This is a genomic window from Achromobacter ruhlandii, assembly GCF_002082135.1.
In the GTDB taxonomy this organism is placed as follows: Bacteria; Pseudomonadota; Gammaproteobacteria; order Burkholderiales; family Burkholderiaceae_B; genus Achromobacter; species Achromobacter ruhlandii.
In genome coordinates this window covers 4,417,738-4,444,061 of sequence record NZ_CP017433.1, presented here as the reverse complement: position 1 = coordinate 4,444,061, position 26,324 = coordinate 4,417,738, and the positions used below count along the sequence as shown (strand labels likewise).

Here is a 26,324-nt window from a genome sequence, read left to right as displayed (position 1 = left end):
TACCCGTACAGCGGGTGGGCGAGGCGTCTGTACAGTGGCCTTGCCAAGCATAAAAAAACCCGCCACGCGGGCGGGTTTTCCAAAAAAGGGAAACGGCTCAGGCGACTTCGCCTTCCTCGCCTTCCTTCTTGACCGGCTTGATCAGGTCTTCGCGCTTGACGCCCATCCACATGGCCAGCGCGGCGGCGACGAACACCGACGAGTAGATGCCGAACCAGATGCCGATGGTCAGGGCCATGGCGAAGTAGTGCAGGGTGGGGCCGCCGAAGAACAGCATCGCCAGCACCATCATCTGGGTCGAACCGTGGGTGATGATGGTGCGCGAGATGGTCTGCGTGATGGCGCTGTTGATGACTTCCTGCACGTCCGCCTTGCGGTACTTGCGGAAGTTCTCGCGGATCCGGTCCATGATGACCACGGATTCGTTCACCGAGTAGCCCAGCACCGCCAGCACGCCCGCCAGCACGGACAGCGAGAACTCCCATTGGAAGAAGGCGAAGAAGCCCAGGATGATGACCACGTCGTGCAGGTTGGCGATCACGCCGGCCACCGCGAACTTCCATTCGAAGCGGAAGCCCAGGTAGACCATGATGCCGATGACCACCACCAGCAGGGCCATCAGGCCGTTGTGCAGCAGTTCCTGGCCGACCTGCGGACCGACGAACTCGACGCGGCGCAGCTCCACGCCCTGGTCGGCGGCCTTGAGCGCGGCCATGACGGTTTCGCTCTGGGTGGCCGACGTCTGGCCTTCCTGCAGGGGCAGGCGGATCATGACGTCGTGCGAGGTGCCGAAGTTCTGCACCTGGAAGTCGGTGTAGCCCAGCTTCGAGACCACGCCGCGTACGTTTTCAAGCTGCGCCGTCTGGGCGTAGTTGACTTCCATGACCGTGCCGCCGGTGAATTCGATCGACAGGTGGAAGCCGCGCGTAATGATGAAGAAGACCGCCGCCACGAAGGTGACGAGGCTGATGATGTTCAGCACCAGCGCGTGGCGCATGAACGGGATGGTGCGGTGAATCCGGAAAAATTCCATGTTTTGCCCTGGCTATTCGGCGGCGGGCGGCGTGGCCGCCCGCGCGCATGTTCAGTTGGTCTTCGGCTTCCAGACTTCGCCGATGGAGATCGACGTGAGCTTCTTCTTGCGGCCATACCAGAGGTTGGCCAGCGCGCGCACGCCCACGACGGACGAGAACATCGAGGTCAGGATGCCCAGGCAATGGACCACCGCGAAGCCGCGGATCGGGCCGGAACCGAAGGCCAGCAGGGCCAGGCCGACAATCAGCGTGGTGAGGTTGGAGTCGAGAATCGTGCCCCAGGCGCGCTCGAAGCCATGGTGGATGGCCTGTTGCGGCGTTGCCCCGTTGCGCAATTCTTCCCGTATCCGCTCGTTGATCAGCACGTTCGAGTCGATCGCCATGCCCAGTGTCAGCGCGATGGCGGCGATGCCTGGCAGCGTCAGCGTGGCCTGCAGCATCGACAGCAGGGCCAGCAGCAGCAGCACGTTCAGGGTCAGGCCGACGGTCGAGAACACGCCGAACAGGTGGTAGTAGATGATGATGAAGACGGCGATCGCCAGGAAGCCGTACAGCGTCGAATGGAAGCCCTTCGAGATGTTGTCGGCGCCCAGGCTCGGGCCGATGGTGCGTTCCTCGATGATCGACATCGGCGCGGCCAGCGCGCCGGCGCGCAGCAGCAGGGCGGTGTCGGCGGCTTCCTCGGAGCTCATGCTGCCCGAGATCTGCACCTGGCCGCCGGCGATTTCACTGCGGATGACCGGGGCCGTGACCACTTCGCCCTTGCCGTTCTCGAACAGCAGGATGGCCATGCGCTTGCCGATGTTGTCGCGGGTGACGTCGCGGAAGATGCGAGCGCCCTTGGAGTCCAGCGTCAGGTGCACGGCGGCCTGCTGGGTCTGCGAATCGCGGCCGGGCTGGGCGTCCTGCAGGTTCTCACCGGTCAGGACCACCTGGCGGCGCACCAGGATCGGGCGGCCGTCGCGGTCGGAGTAGCGCTCCAGGCCGAACGGCACCGAGCCGCCCAGCAGCGCGGCCTGCGCGGCGGGCGAGTCGTCGACCATGCGGATTTCGAGGGTGGCGGTGCGGCCCAGCAGTTCCTTGGCCTTGGCCACGTCTTGCACGCCGGGCAGCTGCACCACGATGCGGTCCGAACCCTGCTGCTGGATGACCGGTTCGGCCACGCCCAGTTCGTTGATCCGGTTGTGCAGCGTGTTGATGTTCTGCTTGAGGGCCGAGTCCTGCACGCGGGTGACGGCGGCCGGGTTCAGCGCGCCCAGCAGCAGCAGCTTGCCGTTCTCTTCGCTTTCGGTGAATTCCAGGTCGGGCAGGCGGCTGCGCAGCGTCGAGATGGCGCGGTCGCGGTCCTGCGCGCTGGCGAAGCTGGCGGCCACGCTCATGCCGGAACGCTCGACGCCGGCCACGTTGACCTTCTGGTCGCGCAGCACCGAGCGCACGTCGGCGGCCAGCGAGTCGTAGCGGGCGGTCAGCGCGCCCTGCATGTCCACTTGCAGCAGGAAGTGCACGCCGCCGCGCAGGTCCAGGCCCAGGTACATGGGCTTGGGGGCGAACCAGCCCATCGCGCGCATCCAGCTGGGCGAGGCCGGCAGCAGGTTCAGCGCCACGGTGTAGTGCGGGTCGCCTTGGACGGTGTTGAGGGATTTGTCGATCAGGTCGCGCGCCTGCAGTTGCAGGTCGGTCGACGTGAAGCGGGCGCGCACGGTGCCGAGCGTGCCGTTCTGTTCGTAGTAGACCCCGTCGTTGGGGATCTTGGCGTCGGCCAGTACCTGCTCGACCCGGTCACGCATGGCCGGATCCACCTTGATGGTGGCCTTGGCGCTGGAAACCTGGACGGCGGGCGACTCGCCGTAGAAATTGGGAAGCGTATACAGCAGGCCGATAAGGACCGCAATCAGGACCGTAATGTACTTCCAGAGGGGATAGCGGTTCATTGCCGGCTACGTCATGTAAGAGTGGAGAAAAGGCCGCCCGGGCGGCTGGCGCGGCGGGCGGCGGGGCAGCTGCCGCGGGCCCGGGGCCCGGCGGCGGAGCTCCTATGGGACGCTTACAGGGCCTTGATGGTTCCCTTGGGCAGAACGGTCGACACCGACGACTTCTGCATGATGATCTCGACCGGCTTGTCGGCCAGTTCCGAGACTTCGACGGTGACGTAGCTGTCGTTCACCTTGGTGACCTTGCCCAGCATGCCGCCGGCGGTCACGACTTCGTCGCCCTTGGCCAGGGCGGCGATGAGGTTGCGGTGTTCCTTCTGGCGCTTCATCTGGGGACGGATCATCAGGAAATAGAGGATCACGAACATCAGGATGATGGGCAGCATGCCCATCAGCGCATTGCCTTCGGGAGCGGCCTGGGCCACGACGAGGCTGGCGGTATCGATAGCGGACATGTAATTCTCCTGCGTTTGGTCTGTTTGGGTTTGTTTGTATCGTGCTGTCGACGATCTTGTTCTGCGCCCATCCCCGCGCGAGCCATGGATAGGGCAAGCCGACTATTGTAGCGAGGTTTAAGGGTCCCCACGCCGCGCGCACGTGGTGCGCTAGCTGCCCCCCCGAGGGGGCTGCCCCGCCTTGGGGGGGCCGGCGGCGGGGCGGCCGTTCTGGCGTAGAGTTCGTCCTGTGCGCAGTGATGAGGGCGGAAACGCGAAACAAAAGTCCTTGTTCGGGTTCTCCCTGTATGGTGGATGCAAAATGCGCGGTTGGTGGCGGGAAAGTATCTCAATTGAGATACACTGGCTCGACATCTATCGCAGGAGTCGCCATGCCCCAGACCTCGATGCTCCACGTCCGCGTGGACGACAAGCTCAAAGCCGACGCCACCGAAAAGCTGGCCGAATTCGGCCTGACGATTTCCGACGCCGTGCGCATCCTGCTCACGCGGGTGGCCAAGGAGGGCGGCCTGCCCGCCGGATTGACCACCGATGCCCAGGCGCACGACGCGTGGTTCCGCGCCAAAGTTCAGGAAGCCCTGGCCGACACCGGGCCGGCCGTTCCGCACCAGCAGGTCATGGACGAGGCCCAGGCGCTGATCGACAGGAAGCGCCGTGCCCGCAGTTGAGTGGTCGTCTGTCGCCAGGGCCGATCTGTTGGCCATAGTCGACTACATCTCGGATGACAATCCAGACGCTGCCCAGCGTCTGAAAGACGATATTGAAACGAAGGCGGCGCAACTGCCCGCCCATCCCGGGCTGTACCGCCCCGGCAGGATCGCCGGTACCCGCGAAATGGTCGTCCGCGCGAATTACATCATCGTGTATGCGGCGGATGCGCTGGCCGTGCGGATCCTGCGCATCCTGCATGCCGCGCAGCAATGGCCGCCGCAGTGATTCTCTCGTCGCGCCGCTGAGCGCGAACCGCGAGCGGCACAGCGTCCCGCTACTCCACCCCGCGCGCCCGGTCGGCCGCGAACTGCGCGCGCCAGGCCTCGAAGCGGCCCTCGGCGATGGCCTCGCGCATTTCCTTCATGATGCTCAGGTAGAAATGCAGGTTGTGCAGCGTGTTCAGGCGCGCGCCGGTGATCTCGTTGGCGCGCTGCAGGTGGTGCAGATAGGCGCGCGAGAAGTTGGCGCAGGTGTGGCAGGCGCAGCTCGGGTCCAGCGGACGGGTGTCGTCTCGGTACTTGGCGTTGCGGATCTTGACGTCGCCGAAGCGGGTGAACAGCCAGCCGTTGCGGGCGTTGCGGGTCGGCATGACGCAGTCGAACATGTCGACGCCGCGGCTCACGCCCTCGACCAGGTCTTCCGGCGTGCCCACGCCCATCAGATAGCGCGGCGCCTGGGCCGGCAGCTTGGGCGTCACGTGCGCCAGGATGCGCATCATGTCTTCCTTGGGCTCGCCCACCGACAGCCCGCCGATGGCGTAGCCGTGGAAACCGATGTCCTGCAGGCCGGCCAGGGACTCGTCGCGCAGCGACTCGTACATGCCGCCCTGCACGATGCCGAACAGCGCGTTGGGGTTCTGCAGCCGGTCGAATTCCTCGCGCGAGCGGCGCGCCCAGCGCAGCGACATGCGCATCGAGCGGGCCGCTTCCTCGACGGTCGCGGGGCGGCCGTCGATCTCGTAGGGCGTGCACTCGTCGAACACCATGACAATGTCCGAGTTCAGCGAGCGCTGGATGCGCATCGATTCCTCGGGCGTCAGGAACAGGCGGGCGCCGTCGATGGGCGAGGCGAACTTCACGCCTTCCTCGGTGATCTTGCGCATGCCCTGCAGGCTGAACACCTGGAAACCGCCCGAGTCGGTCAGGATCGGCTTGTCCCACTGCATGAAGCCGTGCAGGCCGCCATGCTTTTCCATGATTTCCGTGCCGGGGCGCAGCCACAGGTGGAAGGTGTTGCCCAGCACGATCTGCGAACCGATCTCCTTGAGCTCGTGCGGCATCATGGCCTTGACGCTGCCGTAGGTGCCCACGGGCATGAAGATGGGCGTTTCCACCACGCCGTGGTTGAGCGTGATGCGGCCGCGGCGGGCGCCGCCGTCGGTGGCGAGCAGTTCGAAATTCAGTCCGGTCATGGGGCGGGGGATTCGATGAACATGGCGTCGCCGTAGCTGAAGAAGCGGTAGCGCTGGGCGACGGCGTGGGCGTAGGCGCGGCGGATCGGCTCGACGCCGGCCAGCGCCGACACCAGCATCAGCAGGGTCGACTGGGGCAGGTGGAAGTTGGTGACCAGCGCGTCGATGACGCGGTACTGGTAGCCGGGGGTGATGAACAGGCGCGTGTCGCCTTGGGCGGCGGCCAGCGGCAGGCCGGGGGCGGTGCGGCCCTCGGTTTGGGCGGCGGCCGATTCCAGGGCGCGCACGCTGGTGGTGCCGACCGCGATCACGCGGCCGCCGCGGGCGCGCGTTGCGGCGATGGCGTCCACCGTGGCCTGCGGCACGGTGAACCATTCGGCGTGCATGACGTGGTCGGCCAGGTTGTCCACACGCACCGGCTGGAAGGTGCCGGCGCCGACGTGCAGCGTGACGAAGGCGCGTTCCACGCCCAGCGCCGCCAGGCGGTCCAGGGTGGGCTGGTCGAAGTGCAGGCCGGCGGTCGGGGCCGCCACCGCGCCCGGCTCGCGGGCGTAGACGGTCTGGTAGCGGTCGTCGTCGCCGGCGTCGGCGGCGTGCGTGATGTAGGGCGGCAGCGGCGTGGCGCCGTGGGCGTCCAGCAATTCCAGCACCGGCCCGGGAAAGCGGATGTCGAACAGCTCGCCCTCGCGGCCCAGCACCGTGGCGTCGAAGGCGTCGGCCAGCCGCAGCACCATGCCGGCGCCGGGCGACTTGCTGGCGCGCACGTGCGCCAGGGCGCGGTCGGTGTCGATGATGCGTTCGACCAGCACCTCGACCTTGCCGCCGGTGATCTTGTGGCCGGCCAGGCGCGCCTTGATGACGCGGGTGTCGTTGAACACCAGCAGGTCGCCGGGGCGCAGCAGTTTTTCCAGGTCGGCGAACTGGCGGTCATGCAGTTGACTGGCGCCATACAGGTGCAGCAGGCGGCTGCCCGTGCGCTGGGCGGCGGGCGTCTGCGCGATGAGCTCGGGAGGCAGCTCGTAGTCGAAATCGGAAACGGTAAGGGCTTGCACGCGGGTATCGGTATCAGGGGCGGGCGCGGCCTGGGCCGGCCGCCGGGCCGCCGGATGGGCGGCGGCAAAAAAGCGAGCCGGACCTGTCGGCTCGGCTCTGGGCAACTGTCTATTGTAAAGGGGCTGGCGAAAAGGGCGGGGCGGCCGGCGATGGCCATGCCCGCGCCAGCGAGGATGGCAAGACGAGGGCGGGCGACTTTCAGGGGAAGGTGCGCCGGGGGCTGGCGCGGCGCCTTAGCGCCCGCCGCGCCAACCTAGCCGGCGCGAGCAGTCGGCCGCGGCCGCCATCAGGGCCCGCAGCGGCGCGCCGTCCGGCGCCAGGTCGAAGCCGCCGTGCAGTCCCAGCCCGGTGATGGCCCCGGCCAGCTGGCCCTGGGCGTCCAGCACTGGCAGCGCGGCCGAGTCGATGCCGTGCAGCAGGTGGCCGCTGACGCTGGCGTAGCCGCGCTGGCGCGTGGCCTGCCAGCGCGCCCGCAGCGCTGCGGCCGGGTCGGCCGGGTCGAGCGGCAGGCCGGCGGCGGCGGGGTCGTCCAGCAACGCCGCGGCGTCGCCGCCCTGGCGCCGCGCTGTGTCCCATTCGGCCAGCGCGCGCGGCAGCGCCAGCGCCTCCGGCAGCCAGGCCGCGAAGACCCGTCCAGTGGCGCTGTTGAGCAGCGGCAGCACCGAGCCGACGCGCACGTTGACCGTGACCGGCAGCCGCGCGTCGCGCCACTGCACGATGGTGGGTCCGTGCTGGCCCCAGACCGAGATGAAGACGGTCTGGCCGATGGCCGCGCTCAGGTCTTCCAGGCCGCCGGCCGCCAGCTTGACGAAATCCACTTCCGCCAGCGCCGCCAGTCCGGTGTGCAGGGCCTGCGGTCCGAGCCGGTAGCGGGCGCTGGCCGGGTCCTGCTCGACGTAGCCGCGCCGCTCCAGCGACACCAGGTAGCGGTGCGCCTTGGCGCGCGGCATGTCCAGGCTGCGGCCCAGTTCCGACACCGACACGGCGCCGCCCAGCTCCGCCAGGCGGGTCAGGACGTCCAGGGCGATTTCGGCGGACTGGATCCCGGTGCTGCTTTCTGTTGACATCAGTTCGTCTCTTATTAGAATACGTGTATCACTAAAAAATACATCAGCGTGCCGTGGCAGACAAACATCCGGGCTGGATGACCGGCCCGGGGCGCGGACGGACAAAGACGGAGACAAGCAATGAAGATGTCCATCTTCTCGGTGCAGGACCATTACCCCGACCAGCCCCGCGGCCTGGGCCAGCTCTACGGCCAGGTGCTGGAGCAGGCGCGCCGCGCCGAACAGCTGGGCTACGACACCTTCTGGGTGGCCGAGCACCATTTCCATGAATACGGCGCGGTGCCGAATCCGGCGGTGTTCCTGGCGGCGCTGTCGCAGCAGACGACGCGGCTGCGGCTGGGCACGGCGATCTCCATCCTGACCTTCCACAACCCGCTGACGGTGGCCGAAAACTATGCCCTGGTGGACCAGCTTTCGCAAGGCAGGCTGTCGCTGGGCGTGGGGTCGGGCTACCTGAAGCACGAGTTCGAGGGCTACGACGTGGATCCGGCCACCAAGCGCGAGCGCTTCGACGAGAACCTGATGCTGGTCGAGCGCCTGCTGGCCGGCGAGCGCGTCAGTCATGAAGGCAAGTTCAACCGCATCCACGCGGTGCGCCTGAACGTGCAGCCGGTGCAGCAGCCGGTGCCGGTGTACGTGGCGATCCTGCGCCGCGAGGCCGCCTACCACGTCGGCCGCCAGGGCCGCCGCATGCTGTTCGTGCCCTACGCAGCGGTGGACAACTTCGAAGAGATCGGCCTGATGATGCAGGACTACCGCCGCGGCCTGGCCGAGGCCGGCATCGAGGATGCCAGCGGCATGGCGGCGGTGGCGCTGCACACCCACGTGGCGGAAACCGACGCGCAGGCCCGTGAACGCGCCGCCCGCGCCTTCGACCTGTACGTGGACACCCGCTTGTATGCGCGCAAGCAGGTCTACGACGACATCATCGCCAGCGGCCTGTCGCTGTTCGGCTCGGCCCGCACCGTGGCCGACAAGCTGGCGCGGCTGGCCGACATGGGCCTGGACCACGTCATGAGCCTGCACAATTTCGGCCTGATGCCGCAGGACCGGGTGCTGGACTCGATGCAGCGGCTGATGGCCGAGGCCCTGCCGCTGTCGGGCGTGCGCCCGGTCCGCGCGGTGCCGGCCTGATCGCGGGGCACGCGGGAGCCGCCATGCGCGCCAGCCACGATCTCAGCCCGGCCCGCTTGCGCCGGGCGCTGGGGCGCTACGCCACCGGCGTCACGGTGGTGACCGCCGCCGGCGCCGACGGGCCGATCGGCCTGACCGTCAATTCCTTCGCCCCGGTCTCCCTGGAGCCGCCGCTGGTGCTGTGGAGCCTGCGCCGCGCCAGCCTCCACTACGCCGACTTCACCGCGCGCGGCGGCTTCGCCATCCATGTGCTGGGGGCGCCGCAGCGCGACCTGGCGCGGGTGTTCTCGCAGCCGGTGGCCGACCGCTACGCCGGGCTCGACTGGTACGCCACCGAGGACGGCATTCCCGTGTTCGACGCGTGCGCCGCCCGCTTCGAGTGCGCCACCCGCCAGGTGCTGGAGGTGGGCGACCACGCCGTGCTGATCGGCGAGGTGCGCCGCCTGCACGCCCCGGACGACCACGGCGGCGCCCTGGTTTTCCATAATGGAGCCTTCCTGTCGCACCTGGGGGATCCCGTCGTATAACGTTTTTACGCCGTAGCGGATCGGCAAGACGCATAACGATATCCGCGCCCCAAAGGAGACACCGCATGACCCCTCGTAGCACTCTGACGGCCGCGCTGGCGGCCCTGCTGGTCGCGGCCGCCGCGCCCGCGCTGGCGCAGGTGAAGATCGGCGCCACCCTGTCCACCACTGGTCCCCAGGCCTCGCTGGGCATTCCCGAACGCAACACCATCAGCCTGTTGCCCACCGAGATCGGCGGCGCCAAGGTCGAATACGTGGTGCTGGACGACGCCTCCGACACCACCCGCGCGGTCAGCAATTCGCACAAGCTGATCTCGGAAAACCAGGCCGACCTCATCATCGGCTCCTCCACCACCCCCAATACCATGGCCATGCTGGACACCGTGGCCAGCGGCGCCACCCCGGTCATCACGCTGGCCTCGTCGGCGCGCCTGATCGACCCGGTGGATGACAAGCGCCGCTGGGTCTTCAAGACGCCGCACTCCGATTCCCTGATGGCCGAGGGCATCGCCCGCCACGCTGCCGCCAACGGCGTCAAGAAGCTGGCCTTCATCGGTTTCAACAACGCCCTGGGCGAAACCTTCTGGGTGGAAGTGGAAAAGGCCGCCAAGCAGCACGGCATCGAGATCGTCGGCAAGGAAAGCTTCGCGCCCACCGACACCTCGGCGGTGGCGCAGACGCTGAAGCTGGTCGCCGCCGCCCCCGACGCCGTGGTGGTGGGCGCCTCCGGCACGCCGGCGGCGATGCCGGCGCGGGCCCTGCGCGAACGCGGCTTCAAGGGCAAGATCTACTTCAACCACGGCGTGGCCAACAACGACTTCCTGCGCGTCTGCGGCGCGGCCTGCGACGGCGCCTGGGTGCCGGTGGGGCCGGTGATGGTGGCCGATCTGCTGCCGGACACCCATCCGGTCAAGGCCACGGCCCAGGCCTTCGCCAAAAAGTACGAGGCCGCCAACGGTCCGGGCAGCGTGTCGCTGTTCGCCGCCTACACGTGGGACATCGGCCTGCTGCTGCAGCAGGCCGTGCCGGTGGCGCTCAAGAAAGCCAAGCCCGGCACCGCGGAATTCCGCGCGGCGCTGCGGGACGCGCTGGAGAACGTCAAGAACCTGCCGACCGCCACCGGCGTGGTCAACATGAGCCCGACCGACCACAACGGCCTGGACGAGCGCGCGCTGGTCATGGCCACCGTGGCCGGCGGCAAGTGGAAACTGCAACAGTAGACCCCTCGCGGGGGCGGCCGGCGCGCTTTCGGCGCGCGCCGCCGCCCGCAACCGTCCCAGGTTTTGTATGCTCACGGTTTTGCAGCACGAGCAACCGGGTGGACAGGGCATGACGGGACTAGGGAAAAAGCGGGTGGGCGGGCCGTGGCAATGGCTGGCCGGCGGACTGCTGGCCCTGGCCGCCAGTGCCGCCTGCGCCCAGGTGCCGGGGCTGCCGCCCAGCGTGGTCAACGCCTGGAAGGCCAGCAAGCTGCCCGACAGTTCGCTGTCGCTGGTGGTGCAGGAGGTCGGCGGCCCGCGGCTGGCGGCGCTGAATGCCAAGGAAGCGCGCAACCCGGCGTCGGTGATGAAGCTGGTCACCACCTGGGCGGCGCTGTCCGAACTGGGCCCCAACTACGTCTGGCGCACCGCCTTCATGACCGAGCCGGGCGCCCGGCCCGACGCCAAGGGCGCGCTGCCCGGGCCGCTCTACCTGCGCGCCGGCGGCGATCCGCAATTCCTGATGCAGGACCTGTGGGTGCTGCTGCGCGAATTGCGCCTGCGCGGCGTCAAGCAGATCAACGACCTGGTGATCGACCGCAGCATCTTCGGTCAGGTCGCCACCGACCCCGGCGCCTTCGACGGCGCGCCGGACCGCGCCTACAACGCCAGCCCCGACGCCCTGATGGTGGGCTTTGGCGCCGTGCGCATCCTGTTCACCCCCGATCCGGCCGCCAACAAGTGGGTGCCGCTGATCGACCCGCCGCTGCCCGGCCTGAAGATCGAGGGCCGGGTCGAATGGAGCGACGCCCGTTGCCCGGGCGCGCCCGTCGTCAACACCGACCCGGTCATCACCCAGCAGGGCGTGACCCTGCGCGTTAGCGGCAAGGTGGCCGGTTCCTGCGGCGAATTCGACCTGTACCGGCTGGCGCTGTCGCAGACCGACTACGCCACCGAGCTGTTCCGCCTGTTGTGGAAGGAACTGGGCGGCACCTTCAAGGGCCAGGTGCGCGCCGGCATGGTGCCGGGCGACGCCGTGGTGCTGGCTTCGCACGATTCGCCGACGCTGGCCGAGGTTATCCGCCAGATCAACAAGCGCAGCAACAACGTCATGGCGCGCACGCTGCTGCTGACCCTGGGCGCGGAAAAGGGCCGCCGGCCGGCCACCGTGGCCAGCAGTGGCAGCGTGGCCAAGGACCTGCTGGCCCGCCAGGGCCTGGACATGCCCGAACTGGTGATCGACAACGGCGCCGGCCTGTCGCGCGACGCGCGGGTCTCGGCCGACAGCCTGGCCTCGATGCTGACCCTGGCCTGGAATTCCCCCGTCATGCCGGAGTACATTTCATCCCTCGCGATCGCCGGCGTCGACGGCACGGTGCGCCGCCGCATGAAGGGCGACGGCACCCTCGGCATGGCCCACCTGAAGACCGGGTCGCTGCGCGACGTGCGCGCGATCGCCGGCTACGTGCTGGGAGCCAGCGGCAAGCGCTACGTGGTGGTCAGCATCGTCAACCACGAGCAGGCCGGCGCCGTGCGGGCCTTCGACGACGCCCTGATCGCCTGGCTGGCCGAACAATAAGGTTGACGCGGCCCCCTGCATCCACCCGGTAAACCGATTACGATTCTCGGGCGCGCGCCATGTTTGCGGCGGCGCCTGAGGCGAACCAACCCTGCCTATCAATAATCCTGGAGATTTACGCACATGCCCGTGCACGAAATCCGCCACCCGCTGATCCGCCACAAGCTCGGGATCATGCGCCGCGCCGACCTCAGTACCAAGAGCTTCCGTGAACTGTCGCAGGAAGTGGGCGCGCTGCTCACCTACGAAGCGTCCAAGGACCTGCCGCTCGCGCCCGCCACCGTCGAAGGCTGGTGCGGCCCCGTGCAGGTCGAGAAGATCGCCGGCAAGAAGGTCACCGTGGTGCCCATCCTGCGCGCCGGCATCGGCATGCTGGACGGCGTGCTCAGCCTGATCCCGGGCGCCAAGGTCAGCGTGGTGGGCGTGGCCCGCAACGAAGAGACCCTCGAAGCCCACACCTACCTGGAACGCCTGGTGGGCGAACTGGACCAACGCCTGGCGCTGATCGTCGACCCGATGCTGGCCACCGGCGGCTCCATGGTTGCCGCCATCGACCTGCTCAAGCGCGCCGGCTGCAAGGAAATCCGCGCGCTGGTGCTGGTGGCCGCGCCGGTCGGCATCGACGCGGTGCTGTCCAAGCACCCGGATGTGCATATCTACACCGCGTCCATCGACGACGGCCTGAACGAGCATGGCTACATCATGCCGGGCCTGGGCGACGCCGGCGACCGCATCTTCGGCACCACCCAGAAGACCGATTGAGTCGTCCCCCGGCGGCGTGGCCGGGCGCCCGCGGCAGCCGCCGCCGGCCGCTACGCCGCCAGTCTTTGCGGCGCGCCTTCCAGGTGCTCGCCGAACCAATGCAATGATTGCGCCAGTCCCGCCACCTCGCCCACGATCAGCAGGGCGGGGGAGCGGATGGCGTGCGCCCGCGCCAGACGCGGCAGGTCTTCCAGCGTGCCCGACAGCACCCGCTGCTCGGGCCGGCTGCCGTTCTCGATCAGCGCGAACGGCGTGGTCGCGGCGCGGCCATGGCGGATCAGGCGCTGCGCCAGCAGTTCCAATTGGCCCACGCCCATGTAGAACGCCAGCGTCTGGCGTTCGCGCGCCAGCGCCGGCCAGTCCAGGTTGTCCTCGTCTTCGCGGCAGTGCGCGGTCACCAGGCGCACCGATTGCGCGTGCTCGCGATGCGTCAGCGGGATGCCGGCGTAGGCGGCGCAGGCCAGCGCGGCGGTGATGCCGGGCACCACCTCATAACGCACGCCATGCGCGCGCAGGTGTTCCAGTTCCTCGCCGCCCCGACCGAAGATGAAGGCGTCGCCGCCCTTGAGCCGCACCACGCGGCGGCCCAGGCGGGCGTGTTCGACAAGCAGGGCGTGGATGCGCGCCTGGGTGGCGTGGTGGTCCTCGCCCGGCAGCTTGCCCACCGAGATGCGTTCGGCGTCGCGGCGCGCCAGCGACATGATGTCGTCGCTGACCAGCCGGTCGTACAGGATCACGTCGGCCTCGTTCAGCGCGCGCAGCGCCTTCAGCGTCAGCAGGCCCGGATCGCCGGGGCCGGCGCCGACCAGCACCACGCTGCCTTCGGCCGGCGCCAGCGGCTGGGCCAGGGCGGCTTCCAGCGCGGCTTCAGCGTCCTGCGGGCGTTGCTGGCGCAGAAGGCCGGCTACCGGCCCGTCCAGCAGCCAGTCATAGAAACGGCGGCGCGCGCCCAGGTCGGGGTGGCCTGCGCGGATGCGCGCGCGGTAGCGTTCCGCCAGGCCCGCCAGGCGGCCCAGGCTGTGGTCGAACAGGGATTCGATGCGTTCGCGCAGGCGCCGCGCCAGCACTGGCGCCACGCCGGACGAGGAAATGGCCACGATGACCGGCGAGCGGTCGACGATCGACGGCACCTGGAACGACGACAGTTCGGGATCGTCCACCACGTTGCTGAAGATGCGGCGGGCCCGCGCGGCGTCGGAGACCGCCGCGTTGACGCCGCGGTCATCGGTGGCGGCCACGGCCAGCCACGCGCCGTCGAGCCAGGCGGGGTCGAAGCGGCCCGCCAGGTGGCGGATGCGGCCCGCCGCCAGCAGGTCCGCCAGCGCCGGCGTCAGCTCGGGCGCGCCCACGGCGACATCGGCATGGGCTTCGAGCAGGGCGAGCGTCTTGCGCTCGGCCACCGCGCCGCCGCCCACGACCAGCACGGGCCGGTCCTTCAGATCGGCAAAAATCGGGAAAAGCTTCATTACGCGGCCTCGGGCGCACCCGGCAGTAGGTCAAACGATCATAGGGACCGGGTCTCATCCCCACAACTTCTGATTTCTTGAATCCATATAGCCACAACTTATTTGGCGCGGGCCGCTTGCGGGGCGCGCCGGCTCAACCCATGCAAGTTCCATGCCCGCGCCAAGGCCCCGGCCAAGCCAGAAACGCCGCGCATCGGGCAGCGGCCGTGTGGGCGAGGGTGCCGGGCCGCAGGGAAGACGGGGCGCGGGCAAGCCGCCGGATTCGAGGCCGCCGGCGCCGCCCGCACATCGATGGTGCGTTGCCGCATTCGTTTGCGAACCAAGTTGGATCGCCAGGCGCGCCGGCCATCATCGGGGCGGGGCGCCCCGGCCGGCTTGGCCCGGCCTTGCGGATCGCCGCAAACCCAATGGGCGCGCGGGTGCGCGCCGGCCGCGAAGAGCGTGCCCGGCCACTTGGCACGCCGATTGCTTAACCGTTGATGGACGGTCCGCGCGCGGTCCGGCCACGCCAAGCGCCGCGATCCGCGGCAGGGAACAACGACGTTCCGCAGCGCCAACGGGTTGTCCCCGATCGGCGCGCGGGACGTTTTTTTTGCCAGGAGCCTCGTATGACGCCAGAGAAACCCCGCCTTCCCGCCGCCACGGGGCCGGATTCGACCACCGACGCCAGCCGCCGCAAGTGGCTGGCCGGCACCGCGCGCGCCGTGGCCGGCGCCGGCCTGCTGTCGCTGGTCGACCCGCTGGTGCGCGCCGGCGCCTGGGCCGCGGGCAGCGACGCGCCCGAGAAGGCCGAGGTCAAGATCGGCTTCATTCCGCTGACCGACTGCGCCTCGGTGGTGATGGCCTCGGTGCTGGGCATCGACAAGAAGTACGGCGTCACCATCACGCCGTCCAAGGAAGCGTCCTGGGCCGCCGTGCGCGACAAGCTGCTCAACGGCGAACTGGACATGGCCCACGTGCTCTACGGCCTGATCTATGGCGTGCAACTGGGCGTGGGCGGGCCGAAGAAGGACATGGCCGTGCTGATGAGCCTGAACCAGAACGGCCAGGCCATCACCCTGTCCAACAAGCTGCTGCAGGCCGGCGCCCGCGACGGCGAATCGCTCGCCAGGGTGATGGCCTCCGAGAAGCGCGAATACACCTTCGCCCAGACCTTCCCGACCGGCACCCACGCCATGTGGCTGTACTACTGGCTGGCCGCCTACGGCATCGACCCGATGAAGGACGCCAAGGTCATCACCGTGCCGCCGCCGCAGATGGTGGCCAACATGCGGGTGGGCAACATGGACGGCTTCTGCGTGGGCGAGCCGTGGGGCGCGCGCGCCATCCTCGACAAGATCGGCTTCACCGCCGTGACCACCCAGGCCATCTGGACCGACCATCCCGAAAAGGTGCTGGGCACCAGCGCCGACTTCGTGGCGCGCCATCCGAACACCGCGCGCGCCGTCACCGCCGCCATTCTGGAGGCGGGCAAATGGATCGACGCCTCGCCCGAAAACCGCCGCAAGACCGCCGAGACCATCGCCGCCAAGTCGTACGTCAACACCGACGCCAGCGGCATCATCGACCGCATGCTGGGCCAGTACGACGACGGCCTGGGCAAGCGCTGGAGCGACGCGCACGCGATGCGCTTCTCGGGCGACGGCGCGGCCAACTTCCCCTACCTGAGCGACGGCATGTGGTTCCTGACCCAGCACAAGCGCTGGGGCCTGCTCAAGGAGCATCCCGACTACCTGGCCGTCGCGCGCCAGGTCAACCGCATCGACATCTACAAGCAGGCCGCGCAGGCCGCCGGCCTCGCCGTGCCAGGCAGCGAGATGCGCAGTTCCAAACTGGTCGACGGCGTGGTCTGGGACGGCAGCAACCCGGCGGCCTACGCCGATGGTTTCAAGGTCAAGGCCTGAGCGCCGCCACGCATAGGAGAAGCTCGCGATGTCTACCGTAACGAGTATGGAGCGGGCCGCGCCCGTGTCCGCCACCCCCGCCCCGGCGCCACGGGCCGCCCCCTGGACCGATGCCTGGCGCGAACGGCTGGAAGCGGCGCTGCGCGCCGTGGTCGGCCCGTTGGCCGGTTTCGCGCTGTTCGTGCTGGTGTGGCAGGTGGTGGCCATGCGCATCCCGGAGATTCCCACGCCGGGCGTGACCTGGCAGGCGGCGGTGGCGTTGTTCTCGGATCCGTTCTACGACAACGGCCCCAACGACAAGGGTATCGGCTGGAACCTGCTGGCCTCGCTGCAGCGGGTCGGCATCGGTTTCGGCCTGGCCGCGCTGGTGGGGATTCCGATCGGTTTCGCCATCGGCCGCTACGCGCCGGTGCGGGCGATGTTCTCGCCCATCGTCAGCCTGCTGCGGCCGGTGTCGCCGCTGGCGTGGCTGCCGCTGGGGCTGCTGTTGTTCAAGGCCGCCAACCCGGCCGCGATCTGGGCCATTTTCATCTGTTCGATCTGGCCCATGATCATCAACACGGCGGTCGGCGTGTCGCGCGTGCCGCAGGACTACCTGAACGTGGCGCGGGTGCTGAACCTGTCGGAATGGAAGGTCACCACCAAAGTGCTGCTGCCCGCCGTGCTGCCCTACATGCTGACCGGCGTGCGGCTGTCCATCGGCACCGCCTGGCTGGTGATCGTCGCGGCCGAGATGCTGACCGGCGGCACCGGCATCGGCTTCTGGCTGTGGGACGAGTGGAACAACCTGAAGGTCGAGCACATCGTCATCGCCATTTTCGTGATCGGCATCGTCGGGCTGATCCTGGAAACGCTGCTGGTCGCGCTGGCCCGCCGCTTCACCTACACCGAGGAGTAGCGCCATGAAGAAATTCGTACGCATCGAACGCGTGGGCCAGACTTTCGCCACCCGCAAGGGCGCCTTCGTCGCGCTGCGCGACATCGACCTGACGGTGGAGCAGGGCGAGTTCATCACCCTGATCGGCCATTCCGGCTGCGGCAAGTCCACCCTGCTGAACCTGATCGCCGGCCTGACCCGCCCGACCAGCGGCGTGCTGCTGTGCGCCGAGCGCGAAATCACCGGGCCCGGCCCGGACCGCGCCGTGGTGTTCCAGAACCACTCGCTGCTGCCCTGGCTGACCTGCTTCCAGAACGTGCACCTGGCGGTGGAGCGGGTTTTCGGCGCGTCGGAAAAGCGCGCCCAGCTGGCCGAGCGCACCCGCGCCGCGCTCGATCTTGTCGGCCTGCTGCCGGCGCAGAACAAGCTGCCGCGCGAGATCTCCGGCGGCATGAAGCAGCGCGTCGGCATCGCCCGCGCGCTGGCGATCGAGCCGGGCGTGCTGCTGATGGACGAGCCGTTCGGCGCGCTCGACGCGCTGACCCGCGCGCACCTGCAGGACGAGCTGCTCAAGATCGTCGCCAAGACCCGCACCACCACCATCATGGTCACGCACGACGTGGACGAAGCCGTGCTGTTGTCCGACCGCATCGTCATGCTGACCAATGGGCCGGCCGCGACCATCGGCGAGATCCTGCCAGTGCCTTTGCCGCGCCCGCGCGACCGGGTGCGGTTGGCCAACGACCCGGTCTATCTGTCGTGCCGCGCGGCGGTGGTGGATTTCCTGCACCGGCGCCACGGCAATCCCGAGCGGGCCCAGGCGCCCGTGGTGCTGGCGGCGGTGCCCGACGTGGAGGACGCCTCGTCGCAGGCGGCCGGGTCGCGCGCGGTGGCCTAGCGCGTGGAGGCTGGCGCCGGGCCACGGCGCGCCCTCGCCGGCGCGCCGGCGCCCGTCATCGGCCTGACACGTTCGGTCATGCGCCGCGCCGGCCAACCGGTGTAGTATCAAGCCAGCCGTGCGCGGACAGCGCTCGGCGCTTTCTGGATTTCTGGAGTGGCTTGTGGCGTTGCGAAATTGGGCATCCCTGGTATTTGTGGCCGGCGCGCTGGGCGCGGCCGGCGTGGCGCAGGCCGGCGTCTGCGACGCGCAGTTCATGCATGATGGCGGCGCGGTCCAGCTCACCGGGTCCGGCAACATCGCGCTGGGCGCCGACCTGAACTTTTCCGAGGTTACAAAAAGCAATGGCGACAACTGCCGCGCGCGGGTGCAGGGCGTGGCCCGCTTCAGCTACGCCGGCCTGCCGCCGGGCAAGTCCAGCCTCGATTACCTGATGACCGTCAAGAGCGGCCAGGCCACCTTCCTCAAGTACGCCACCGCCGGCGAAGCGCCGCGCCCCTCCGAAGGCCAGTTCGACCTGCGCATGCTGGGGCTGTTCGCTTACGACGGCAAGCTCAATCCGGGCCAGAAGCTGCCCGGTTCGTCGTTCCGTCTGAAAATCGGCAAGGAAGCGCCGGTCGGCGGCCAGCCCAGCACCACGGTGCGCATCGGTGAAAAAAGCGTGGGGCGCGCGGCCAGCATCAGCACCGCGCTGGGCCAGCAGTCCTGCCATCCCATTTCCTACACCCGCAATTCCGATCCCACCATGGCCACGTTCCAGGGCTTGACCATTCCCATTCCCGGCATGAACACCACGGTCACCGATTGGTATTGCCCCGCGGTCAACCTGGTCATGAAGCAGGATATCGACCAGGGCGGCGTCAAGTCCGCCGTTGAGATTACGCAAATCAAGTAGCACACGGTAGCAAGCCGGCCTGGACCCGCGCGGGACGGCTGGTATGATGGTTTCGTCATAGACACACTACAGGAGCTCAAAAAATGGCCACGAGAAAATCCGAAGACGTCGCAAAAGAAAAACTGATCGACAGTGTCAAGACCAGCCTGAACGACGCCGAGAGCCTGCTGCGCGAAGCCGCCGGCAGCACCGGCGACAAGGCCGCCGAATTGCGCGAACGCGCCATGACCTCGCTCAAGCGCACCCGCGAAGCCCTGTATGAAGCCCAGGACGCGGTGCTCGAACGCGGTCGCAAGGCTGCCCGCGCCACCGATGACTACGTGCACGACAATCCCTGGCAAGCCATCGGCATCGCAGGCGTGACCGGCCTGCTGCTCGGCTTGCTGATCAGCCGCCGCTGACAAGGCGGGACCTCCGGGCGGGCGGCGCCGGCGTCATGCCGGCTCGCCCGCCCGGTGTCCTTCTTGCCATGGGTCTACGCAAATCTGTGTTTGGCGTGGCGTCCAGCCTGGTCGGGCTGATGCGCACGCGCCTGGAACTGCTGGCACTGGAAGCGGCGGGCGAAAAAGCGCGCCTGCTCAAGCTGCTGGGCATGGCGTTCGCCGCCTTGCTGTTCCTGACGCTGGCGGTGCTGGTGTTCACCATCACGATCGCGGTGGCGTTCTGGCCTACCGAAGACCGCTACCTGGCCCTGGGCCTGCTGGCGGCCTTCTATCTGGTGGTCGGCGTGGTGTTGCTGCTGGTGGTGCGCCACGGCCTGGTCTACGGACCGCCGCCGTTCGCGGCCACGCTGGAAGAACTGGGCCGTGACGCCGAGCTGCTCGAACGGGTGCGCGACGCACAGGACGATGACCGCGCGCAGCGGCGCCAGGAGGACTTGTCATGACGAAAAGGTCTCCCACTGTCGACCGCGCCGTACGCATCGAACTGCTGCGCGCCCGCGCCGCGATCGAGCGCGAGTCGCTGGCCCAGGGCATCGTGTCCACCGGGCGCAGGCTCGAGCCGGCCGCGCTGCTCAAGAGTTTCCTGCCAGGGCTCGCGTCCGGCGGCGCCTCGCGCTGGGCCATGCAGGCCATCGGCCTGGCGCGGCGCTATCCCATCATCAGCTCGTCGTTGTCGGCGATGTTCATGCGGGGCGGCGGCAAGTCCAAGCTGCTCAAGCTGGCCGGCGGCGCGCTGGTGGGCTGGCAGCTGTTCAAGCTCTGGCGCGATTCGCGCGACGACGTCTGATTCCGGTCTTCGCGCCCCCCCAAAAAAATCCCGCCGTCTCCGGCGGGATTTTTTTGGGGGGGCGGGCAACGCGGCCAGCGCGACCGTCCGCGCCGCCGGCCTACAGCCCCAATTGCCCCCAGATGTCGTCCACCCGCTTCTTGACGTCGGCGTCCATGGTGATGGGCGTGCCCCATTCACGCTGGGTCTCGCCCGGCCATTTGTTGGTGGCGTCCAGGCCCATCTTGCCGCCCAGGCCCGACACCGGCGAGGCGAAGTCCAGGTAGTCGATGGGCGTGTTTTCGACCAGCAGCGTGTCGCGCACCGGGTCCATGCGCGTGGTCATGGCCCACACCACTTCCTTCCAGTCGCGCGGATTGATGTCCTCGTCCACGACCACGATGAACTTGGTGTACATGAACTGGCGCAGGATGCTCCACAGCCCGAACATGACGCGCTTGGCGTGGCCGGCGTACTGCTTGCGGATCGACACCACCGCCAGGCGGTAGCTACAGCCCTCGGGCGGCAGGTAGAAGTCGACGATCTCGGGCAACTGGCGCCGCAGCAGCGGCACGAACACCTCGTTGAGCGCCACGCCCAGCACGGCGGGCTCGTCGGGCGGCTTGCCGGTGTAGGTCGAGTGGTAGATGGGGTTGCGGCGCATGGTGATGCGCTCGACCGTGAACACCGGGAACCAGTCCTGCTCGTTGTAGTAACCGGTGTGGTCGCCGTAGGGGCCTTCCAGCGCCATCTCGTAGTCGCTGTTGGGCGGCGGGTTGACGCCGTCCGGCACCACCGGGGCGATGGCGCGCGGATCCGACGACGGCAGCAGGTGGCCTTCCAGCACGATCTCGGCCCAGGCCGGCACCGACAGGTTGCTGCCCAGCGCCTGTGCCACCTCGGTGCGCGAGCCGCGCAGCAGGCCGGCGAACTGGTATTCGGACAGGCTGTCCGGCACCGGGGTGACCGCGCCCAGCGTGGTGGCCGGGTCGGCGCCCAGCGCCACGGCGATGGGGAAGGGCGTGCCCGGATGCGCCAGCGCGTGGTCACGGAAATCGAGCGCGCCGCCGCGGTGCGACAGCCAGCGCATGATGAGCTTGTTCGGGCCCAGCAACTGCTGGCGGTAGATGCCCAGGTTCTGGCGGCGGGCGTTGGGGCCGCGCGTGATCACCAGGCCCCAGGTCAACAGCGGCGCCACGTCGCCTGGCCAGCAGGTCTGGATCGGCAGGCGCGTCAGGTCCACGTCCTTGCCTTCCCAGACGATCTCCTGGCAGGCCGGGCTCTTGACGTTCTTGGGGCTCATGTCCCACAGCGCCGACTTCAGCATCGACACCTTGGCCAGCGCGTCGCGCAGGCCCTTGGGCGCCTCGGGCTCGCGCAGCGAAGCCAGCAGTTCGCCGATGTCGCGCAGCGCGCTGACGTCGTCGGCGCCCATGCCGCGCGCCACCCGCGAGGGCGTGCCGAACAGGTTGGCCAGCACCGGCATCTCGGCCGGCTTGCCGTCGTGCCGCGCTTTTTCGAACAGCAGGGCAGGGCCCTCGGCGCGCAGCACGCGGTCGGAAATCTCGGTCATTTCCAGGCGCGTCGAGACCGGCGCGGCGATGCGTTTGAGCTCGCCCATGCGTTCGAGTTGAGCGAGGAAGTCTCTAAGGTCGCGGTATTTCACTACAGATCCCGGCTATTTGGTTACATCTTGGGGAGAAAGAGAGGTTAACATTGACTCCCTCTTTTTAACGCAGGAGGTTTTCATGCCCGATGCGTCAGTGGCCAGCCTGTTCAGGAACATGGCCCAAGGAGTGCACCAATATCTTGCCGAATCGCTGCGCATCTGCTCCGTCTACCTGGGCATCGCGGTGATCGTGACGGTAAGCATGGGATTCGCCCTGCCTGGTTTGCGCGACCAGGCATTGCAAGTGCACAAAGCCTTGTTGACCGCCCTCGCGCCTTCATCCATGCAGCCTGGCATCGAAACCGAAGCCGGGTCCGAGTTCGGCGCCGACTCCTCGTCGGCGATTGCCATGGCCGTGCCCACCGCGCCTTCCAGCAATGCGACCGGCATGCTGGGGCCTGCCCGCGCCGCGCCGGCGACGCCCAAGAAGCCCGCCATGGTCGCCACCGGCCCGCAGGCCGAGGCGTTGCGTAACTATATCTCGCGCAAGTACAAGGTCGCCTATGACGCGACCGGCCCGCTCTTGAACACCGTGTACAAGGTGGGCCGCGAGAAGCAGCTGGATCCGCTGCTGCTGCTGGCCGTCATCGCCATCGAGTCGCGCTACAACCCGCTGGCCGAGAGCCATGTCGGCGCGCAGGGGCTGATGCAGGTGATGACCAGCGTGCACCAGGACAAGTTCGACGCGGTGGGCAAGAACCCCCTGGACCCCGGCGCCAATATCGCCGTGGGCGCCACCATCCTGAAGGACTGCATCAACCGGCGCGGTTCGGTCGATGGCGGCCTGGCCTGCTATGTCGGCTCGACCGGGCCGGACGACAACGGCTACGGCGCCAAGGTGCAGGCCGAGCGCCGGCGCCTGGCGCTGGCGTCGGGGATCGCGCTGGCGCGCGATTGATCCGGCAGGCCCATAGGCGGACCGGGGATCAGCGGAAGGTCACGAGTATCGTGATTTGTTGGCTGAACGTCCCCGGCACCACTGCCGCGCCGGTCTTCATCAGTTCCGCCGAGTAGTACAGGCTCCTGGGACGCAGCGTGGTAGTCAGTGACTCGGTCGGGCGCCATTCATTGAAGGCGATCGGAATGGCGCCGTTTTCCTTGACTTGCAGTGCAAGCCCGTTCGGCGTGCCATCGGTGTTTTTCAACTCGATGTTCTGGCCGTTGGACGTCAGCACCGGGCTGCCTTCGGGCTGGAACTTGATCTGCAGCGGAACCACCATGTTGTCCAGGTCGGCGATGTGGAAGCCGCCATCGCAGGCTTCGTCGAAATCCGCGACGATGGAGAATGGCGTCGGTGGCGGCAGCGGCAGATTGCCCAGGCTGTAGGCCCTGCCCAGGTAGACCGAACCGGGCGTCGAGATTTTCGCGATGCAAGTCGGGACCAGGCTTATGGCCGTTGCGTTGCTGGAGCCGATCGCGATGTGATTTGTATTGATGAATGCGTAATGCATCCTGACCAGGTCGCTGTACGCGGGGAAGAAGGCCCTGACAGGCTTGGTCGGAGGCGTCACGGTGACCAGTTGCAACTTGCCGAGCAGCACCCCTGTCGCCGTGAGCGTGGGGTCGGTCGCGGACTTGGGGGCGTATTGCTCGGCGCTCAAGCGGAATCGGTCATCGGTGGTGCTGCCCGTGGGTTCCCAGGCCGGGTAACCATTGATCTGGATGACGAGTTTCAGGCCGACCTTGTGCAACTCGTTCAGTACCGAGGCCATGTTGCCCCCAGACACCAGGAAAGGCGCCATACTCGCGCTGCCGCTGATGCACACCCAAGGTACGGGCGGCAAAGGGGCATCGTAGACGACCGTGCCTGGCGGATTGGACTTGTCCAACGTCAGGAGCGTTGGCGCGAATTGGCCGGGCGCCGCTTGCGCCCCCATGTCCTGTATGTAGTTGCCGGCCCGCGTCGGGTCGAGTTGGCATCCCGGGCCCAGCGCGTGGGCCGCCACGGGCAGCAGACAGGCGGCGAGCCATCCCGCCACCGCCAGCGCGCCATGCCGCGGGCGGCGGACCCTCGTCGCAATCCGCTTGATCATGCATTGACTCCTGAATGGGCGCGGTCCGGCCGCGCGGCTGCCCGCAACCCGGCCTCGGTCGGGTCGCGGGAAAGACTCCAGGGAATATAGGTGGGCGGACTAGGCAAATGCCGCGCCGCCATAGGCTCGGCTATTGTGTCCGGGCCATGTCGGCGGCCGGGACGACGGCCTGGCCATGGCTGTGGCTTCACAGCGGCGCTCAACGCGGGAATGCGTGGCGCCGGCGAGTGTGCCCGGCGATGATGATCCGGACGTTAATTCTTCGCCAGGCGTGGCCGCGCGTCAGCGGCCCAGCAGCTTGCCCAGGCGGGCCACGGCTTCTTCCAGACGGTCCAGCCCGGTGGCGTAGGAGAAGCGCATGGTGTGATGGCCATGGGCGGGGCCGAAATCCAGGCCGGGCACGGCGGCGATGCCGGCTTCCAGCAGCAGGCGCTGCGAGAAGCTGGCGCTGTCGGTGTCGAATTCGCTGATGTCGGCGTAGATGTAGAAGGCGCCGTCCGGCTTGACCGGCACCTTCAGGCCGAGGCGTTCGAACTCGGGCAGCAGGTAGTCGCGGCGCTGCCTGAAGGCTTCGCGGCGGTGTTCGAAGGTGCGCAGGGCGTCCGGCGTGAAGCAGGCCAGGGCGGCGTGCTGCGCCAGCGTGGGGGCGCAGATGGCCAGGCTGCCGGCGATCTTCTCGACCGGCGCCACCATGGCCTCGGGCACGATCATCCAGCCCAGGCGCCAGCCGGTCATGTGGAAGTACTTCGAGAAGCTGTTGATGACGATGATGTCGTCGTCCAGCGTCAGCGCGGAGCGCGGCTGGCCTTCGTAGGACAGGCCCAGGTAGATCTCGTCGACGATGGCGAAGCCCTGGCGGGCGCGTACCTCGGCCAGCAGCCTGGACAGTTCACCGTGGTCGATGGAGGTGCCGGTGGGATTGCTGGGCGACGCCACCAGCACGCCCTGGGTGGCCTCGGTCCAGTGCCGGGCCACATCCTGCGCGGACAGCTGGAAGCGCTTGTCCGCGGAACTGGGGATCAGGCGCGGCCGGCCGCCGGCAGCGAGCACGAAGTTGCTGTTGGCGGGATACGAGGGGTCCGGCATCAGCACTTCCGCGCCCGGGTTGACCAGGGCGGCGCAGGCCAGGGTCAGGGCGCCCGAGGCCCCGGCCGTGACGATGACGCGGCGCGGATCGATCGCGGCGCCGAACTGTTCGTGGTAGAACCGGGCGATGGCCTCGCGCAGCGGCATCAGGCCGGCGGGCGCGCTGTAGCCGCTCTGGCCAGCCTGGGCCGCGCGCTGCAGCGCTTCCACGACCTGGGGCGGCGCGGTAAAGTCCGGTTCGCCGATGCCCAGGCTGATGATGTCCTTGCCCGCCGCCTGCAGCGCTTGCGCCTGCTTGAACAGTTCAACCACCTGGAAGGTCAGGAAATCGTTGGTACGGGCGGCAAGGCGGGGCATCGGAATCTCGAAGGCTACTTGAAGCGGAAAAAGGAATTGTAGTCATGCAGCCATCGCGGCGCGCTTTCCTCCTGGGCCGACGGCCGGTCCAGACCCCTTGGGCCACTTTCCTGCAACGACTCGCGCTGCTGTGCCACGGGGCGGTGCGGGACCAGGGCGAGGCGCCGGGCGAGGGGCCGCGTGCCGTGCTGGCGCCGCAGCGCGAGGCCGACGTCGTCCACGCCCGCGCGCTGTGCGCCGAGTACGGCGTGGTGATGGCGCTGGACGAGGCGCCGGGCCCGTTCGAGCCGGTGAACGGGCCGCTGCTGTGGATCGACCCCGGCCGACTGGCGACGCTGGCGCGCCTGTCCGGCCCGGTTCCGCGCTGGCGCGCCCAGCCGGGCGTGCCGGTGGCGGCCCTGGCCCAGGCTGGCCTGCGGCAGTTCGACGGGCTGCCCGGCGCCATGACGCTGGCGCAATGGCTGGCGGCCCCCGCGATCTGGCCGGCGGGGCGCGGCGCCGACTCGGGTGTGCTGACCGTCGATCTGTTGCTGGCCGACGGCGTGGAGGAAACCCTGGGGCCCTTTGGCGCCGACGATGTGCAGCCGCTGCGGTCGGCCACGGTGCAGCGGCTGGTGCCGGCGCTGTTCCAGTTGGCGGGGGGCGAACTGGCCGCCGCCTGCCGCGTCGCGGATCGCTGGGCCGCGCGCTATCGGCTCGACGCCCTGGCGCCGCAGGCGCCGGCCAGCGTCAACCTGGCGCACCTGTTGTTGGGACATGGCGGCACGCTGGCCTGGGTCCAGGGGGTGACGCTGGGCGTGGGCGCGGCGCCGACGGCGGCTCAGGCCGACGCCACGGCGGTCGCAGCCGGGCGGTCGACCGCCGCCTTGCAGGCGCGGATCAAGGCCCTGTTCGACCCCCATGGGCGTTTTCCCGAATTGGCGGCGCGCCCGGATGGCGACAATTTGTAAGCCGGGGGTAAGATGGGCGGCGCGCCCGGGGCTTGCGGGCGGTGCGCCCCGGCGGCGCCCGCAGGGAACGTTTCGCCCCGTCCGCCATCGGAATAGAATTGCCCCCTTTCGTGTTCC

The 26,324-nt window shown here is 68.6% G+C and carries 26 protein-coding genes; 16 read left to right on the top strand and 10 right to left on the bottom strand.

All coding sequences use genetic code 11. From position 1 onward, the window contains the following. Window positions 1-97: 97 nt before the first annotated feature. The 3 genes from secF to yajC form a co-directional block, all read right to left on the bottom strand. Entirely contained in the window at window positions 98-1,033 is a 936-nt protein-coding gene (gene secF, locus AruCF_RS20055; RefSeq protein WP_049075617.1) for a protein translocase subunit SecF, read from the bottom strand. A gap of 51 nt (window positions 1,034-1,084) precedes the next feature. Continuing rightward, entirely contained in the window at window positions 1,085-2,965 is a 1,881-nt protein-coding gene (gene secD / locus AruCF_RS20050) for a protein translocase subunit SecD (protein ID WP_049075615.1), read from the bottom strand. A gap of 113 nt (window positions 2,966-3,078) precedes the next feature. After that, entirely contained in the window at window positions 3,079-3,420 is a 342-nt protein-coding gene (gene yajC / locus AruCF_RS20045; protein ID WP_006390891.1) for a preprotein translocase subunit YajC, read from the bottom strand. 371 nt (window positions 3,421-3,791) lie between these two features. Between yajC and relB the strand changes: the two genes are divergently transcribed. After that, entirely contained in the window at window positions 3,792-4,088 is a 297-nt protein-coding gene (gene relB, locus AruCF_RS20040; RefSeq protein WP_020926666.1) for a type II toxin-antitoxin system RelB family antitoxin, read from the top strand. Continuing rightward, a complete protein-coding gene (locus AruCF_RS20035) occupies window positions 4,075-4,356 on the top strand; it encodes a type II toxin-antitoxin system RelE/ParE family toxin (RefSeq protein ID WP_049075613.1) in 282 nt (93 codons plus the stop codon). Before relB ends, AruCF_RS20035 begins: the two co-directional genes overlap by 14 nt. Window positions 4,357-4,405: 49 nt before the next feature. On the opposite strand, the gene tgt is transcribed toward AruCF_RS20035, so the two are convergent. The 3 genes from tgt to AruCF_RS20020 all read right to left on the bottom strand — a co-directional run bounded on the left by tgt (window position 4,406) and on the right by AruCF_RS20020 (window position 7,662). Continuing rightward, window positions 4,406-5,542 carry a tRNA guanosine(34) transglycosylase Tgt gene (gene tgt, locus AruCF_RS20030; RefSeq protein WP_049075611.1) on the bottom strand — a complete coding sequence of 379 codons (1,137 nt, stop codon included), beginning with the start codon at window positions 5,540-5,542 and terminating at the stop codon, window positions 4,406-4,408. Continuing rightward, window positions 5,539-6,594: a tRNA preQ1(34) S-adenosylmethionine ribosyltransferase-isomerase QueA gene (gene queA / locus AruCF_RS20025; RefSeq protein WP_083036830.1), complete on the bottom strand. Its 1,056-nt coding sequence runs from the start codon at window positions 6,592-6,594 to the stop codon at window positions 5,539-5,541. The genes tgt and queA overlap by 4 nt, the downstream gene beginning before the upstream one ends. A gap of 234 nt (window positions 6,595-6,828) precedes the next feature. Beyond that, window positions 6,829-7,662: an IclR family transcriptional regulator gene (locus tag AruCF_RS20020; protein WP_049075607.1), complete on the bottom strand. Its 834-nt coding sequence runs from the start codon at window positions 7,660-7,662 to the stop codon at window positions 6,829-6,831. Window positions 7,663-7,782: 120 nt separating this feature from the next. Between AruCF_RS20020 and AruCF_RS20015 the strand changes: the two genes are divergently transcribed. From AruCF_RS20015 to upp, 5 genes are all read left to right on the top strand, one after another. Continuing rightward, window positions 7,783-8,796 carry an LLM class flavin-dependent oxidoreductase gene (locus AruCF_RS20015; RefSeq protein WP_049075605.1) on the top strand — a complete coding sequence of 338 codons (1,014 nt, stop codon included), beginning with the start codon at window positions 7,783-7,785 and terminating at the stop codon, window positions 8,794-8,796. A 23-nt stretch (window positions 8,797-8,819) separates the two neighbouring features. After that, on the top strand, window positions 8,820-9,323 hold the full coding sequence (locus AruCF_RS20010; RefSeq protein ID WP_049075603.1) for a flavin reductase family protein: 504 nt from the start codon (window positions 8,820-8,822) through the stop codon (window positions 9,321-9,323). Window positions 9,324-9,388: 65 nt separating this feature from the next. After that, entirely contained in the window at window positions 9,389-10,543 is a 1,155-nt protein-coding gene (locus tag AruCF_RS20005) for an ABC transporter substrate-binding protein (protein WP_049075600.1), read from the top strand. A gap of 109 nt (window positions 10,544-10,652) precedes the next feature. Beyond that, on the top strand, window positions 10,653-12,101 hold the full coding sequence (gene dacB / locus AruCF_RS20000) for a D-alanyl-D-alanine carboxypeptidase/D-alanyl-D-alanine endopeptidase (RefSeq protein ID WP_049075599.1): 1,449 nt from the start codon (window positions 10,653-10,655) through the stop codon (window positions 12,099-12,101). 123 nt (window positions 12,102-12,224) lie between these two features. Then, the gene (gene upp / locus AruCF_RS19995; RefSeq protein ID WP_020926674.1) at window positions 12,225-12,863 is read left to right on the top strand and encodes a uracil phosphoribosyltransferase; all 639 of its coding nucleotides are present in this window, start codon (window positions 12,225-12,227) and stop codon (window positions 12,861-12,863) included. Window positions 12,864-12,913: 50 nt separating this feature from the next. Here the strand turns inward: upp and cysG are convergent, their stop codons facing one another. After that, entirely contained in the window at window positions 12,914-14,329 is a 1,416-nt protein-coding gene (gene cysG / locus AruCF_RS19990) for a siroheme synthase CysG (protein ID WP_049075598.1), read from the bottom strand. Between the two features lie 608 nt (window positions 14,330-14,937). On the opposite strand from cysG, the gene AruCF_RS19985 reads away from it, so the two are divergent. The 7 genes from AruCF_RS19985 to AruCF_RS19955 all read left to right on the top strand — a co-directional run bounded on the left by AruCF_RS19985 (window position 14,938) and on the right by AruCF_RS19955 (window position 20,133). After that, on the top strand, window positions 14,938-16,233 hold the full coding sequence (locus AruCF_RS19985) for a CmpA/NrtA family ABC transporter substrate-binding protein (RefSeq protein ID WP_080977471.1): 1,296 nt from the start codon (window positions 14,938-14,940) through the stop codon (window positions 16,231-16,233). 46 nt (window positions 16,234-16,279) lie between these two features. Then, window positions 16,280-17,131 carry a nitrate ABC transporter permease gene (gene ntrB / locus AruCF_RS19980; protein WP_372363989.1) on the top strand — a complete coding sequence of 284 codons (852 nt, stop codon included), beginning with the start codon at window positions 16,280-16,282 and terminating at the stop codon, window positions 17,129-17,131. 4 nt (window positions 17,132-17,135) lie between these two features. Next, a complete protein-coding gene (locus tag AruCF_RS19975; RefSeq protein ID WP_049075596.1) occupies window positions 17,136-18,008 on the top strand; it encodes an ABC transporter ATP-binding protein in 873 nt (290 codons plus the stop codon). A gap of 169 nt (window positions 18,009-18,177) precedes the next feature. Beyond that, window positions 18,178-18,903, top strand: coding sequence for a hypothetical protein (locus AruCF_RS19970; protein WP_049078020.1), 726 nt, complete (start codon window positions 18,178-18,180; stop codon window positions 18,901-18,903). Between the two features lie 83 nt (window positions 18,904-18,986). Next, window positions 18,987-19,304 (top strand): ElaB/YgaM/YqjD family protein, encoded by a 318-nt coding sequence (locus AruCF_RS19965; RefSeq protein WP_049075594.1) that lies wholly within the window; start codon window positions 18,987-18,989, stop codon window positions 19,302-19,304. A gap of 68 nt (window positions 19,305-19,372) precedes the next feature. After that, window positions 19,373-19,789, top strand: coding sequence for a phage holin family protein (locus tag AruCF_RS19960; RefSeq protein ID WP_049075592.1), 417 nt, complete (start codon window positions 19,373-19,375; stop codon window positions 19,787-19,789). Next, window positions 19,786-20,133, top strand: coding sequence for a hypothetical protein (locus AruCF_RS19955; RefSeq protein WP_049075590.1), 348 nt, complete (start codon window positions 19,786-19,788; stop codon window positions 20,131-20,133). Before AruCF_RS19960 ends, AruCF_RS19955 begins: the two co-directional genes overlap by 4 nt. A 100-nt stretch (window positions 20,134-20,233) precedes the next feature. Here the strand turns inward: AruCF_RS19955 and ubiD are convergent, their stop codons facing one another. Continuing rightward, complete coding sequence (ubiD, locus tag AruCF_RS19950) at window positions 20,234-21,778, bottom strand: 4-hydroxy-3-polyprenylbenzoate decarboxylase (protein ID WP_049075588.1); 1,545 nt, start codon at window positions 21,776-21,778, stop codon at window positions 20,234-20,236. Between the two features lie 82 nt (window positions 21,779-21,860). Between ubiD and AruCF_RS19945 the strand changes: the two genes are divergently transcribed. After that, window positions 21,861-22,679 carry a lytic transglycosylase domain-containing protein gene (locus AruCF_RS19945; protein WP_049075587.1) on the top strand — a complete coding sequence of 273 codons (819 nt, stop codon included), beginning with the start codon at window positions 21,861-21,863 and terminating at the stop codon, window positions 22,677-22,679. A gap of 28 nt (window positions 22,680-22,707) precedes the next feature. On the opposite strand, the gene AruCF_RS19940 is transcribed toward AruCF_RS19945, so the two are convergent. Together AruCF_RS19940 and AruCF_RS19935 are read right to left on the bottom strand one after the other, a co-directional pair. Next, a complete protein-coding gene (locus AruCF_RS19940) occupies window positions 22,708-23,814 on the bottom strand; it encodes a fimbrial protein (RefSeq protein ID WP_049075585.1) in 1,107 nt (368 codons plus the stop codon). Window positions 23,815-24,096: 282 nt separating this feature from the next. After that, a complete protein-coding gene (locus tag AruCF_RS19935; RefSeq protein WP_049075584.1) occupies window positions 24,097-25,257 on the bottom strand; it encodes a pyridoxal phosphate-dependent aminotransferase in 1,161 nt (386 codons plus the stop codon). A gap of 44 nt (window positions 25,258-25,301) precedes the next feature. On the opposite strand from AruCF_RS19935, the gene AruCF_RS19930 reads away from it, so the two are divergent. After that, entirely contained in the window at window positions 25,302-26,207 is a 906-nt protein-coding gene (locus AruCF_RS19930; RefSeq protein WP_049075583.1) for a hypothetical protein, read from the top strand. Window positions 26,208-26,324: the final 117 nt, after the last annotated feature.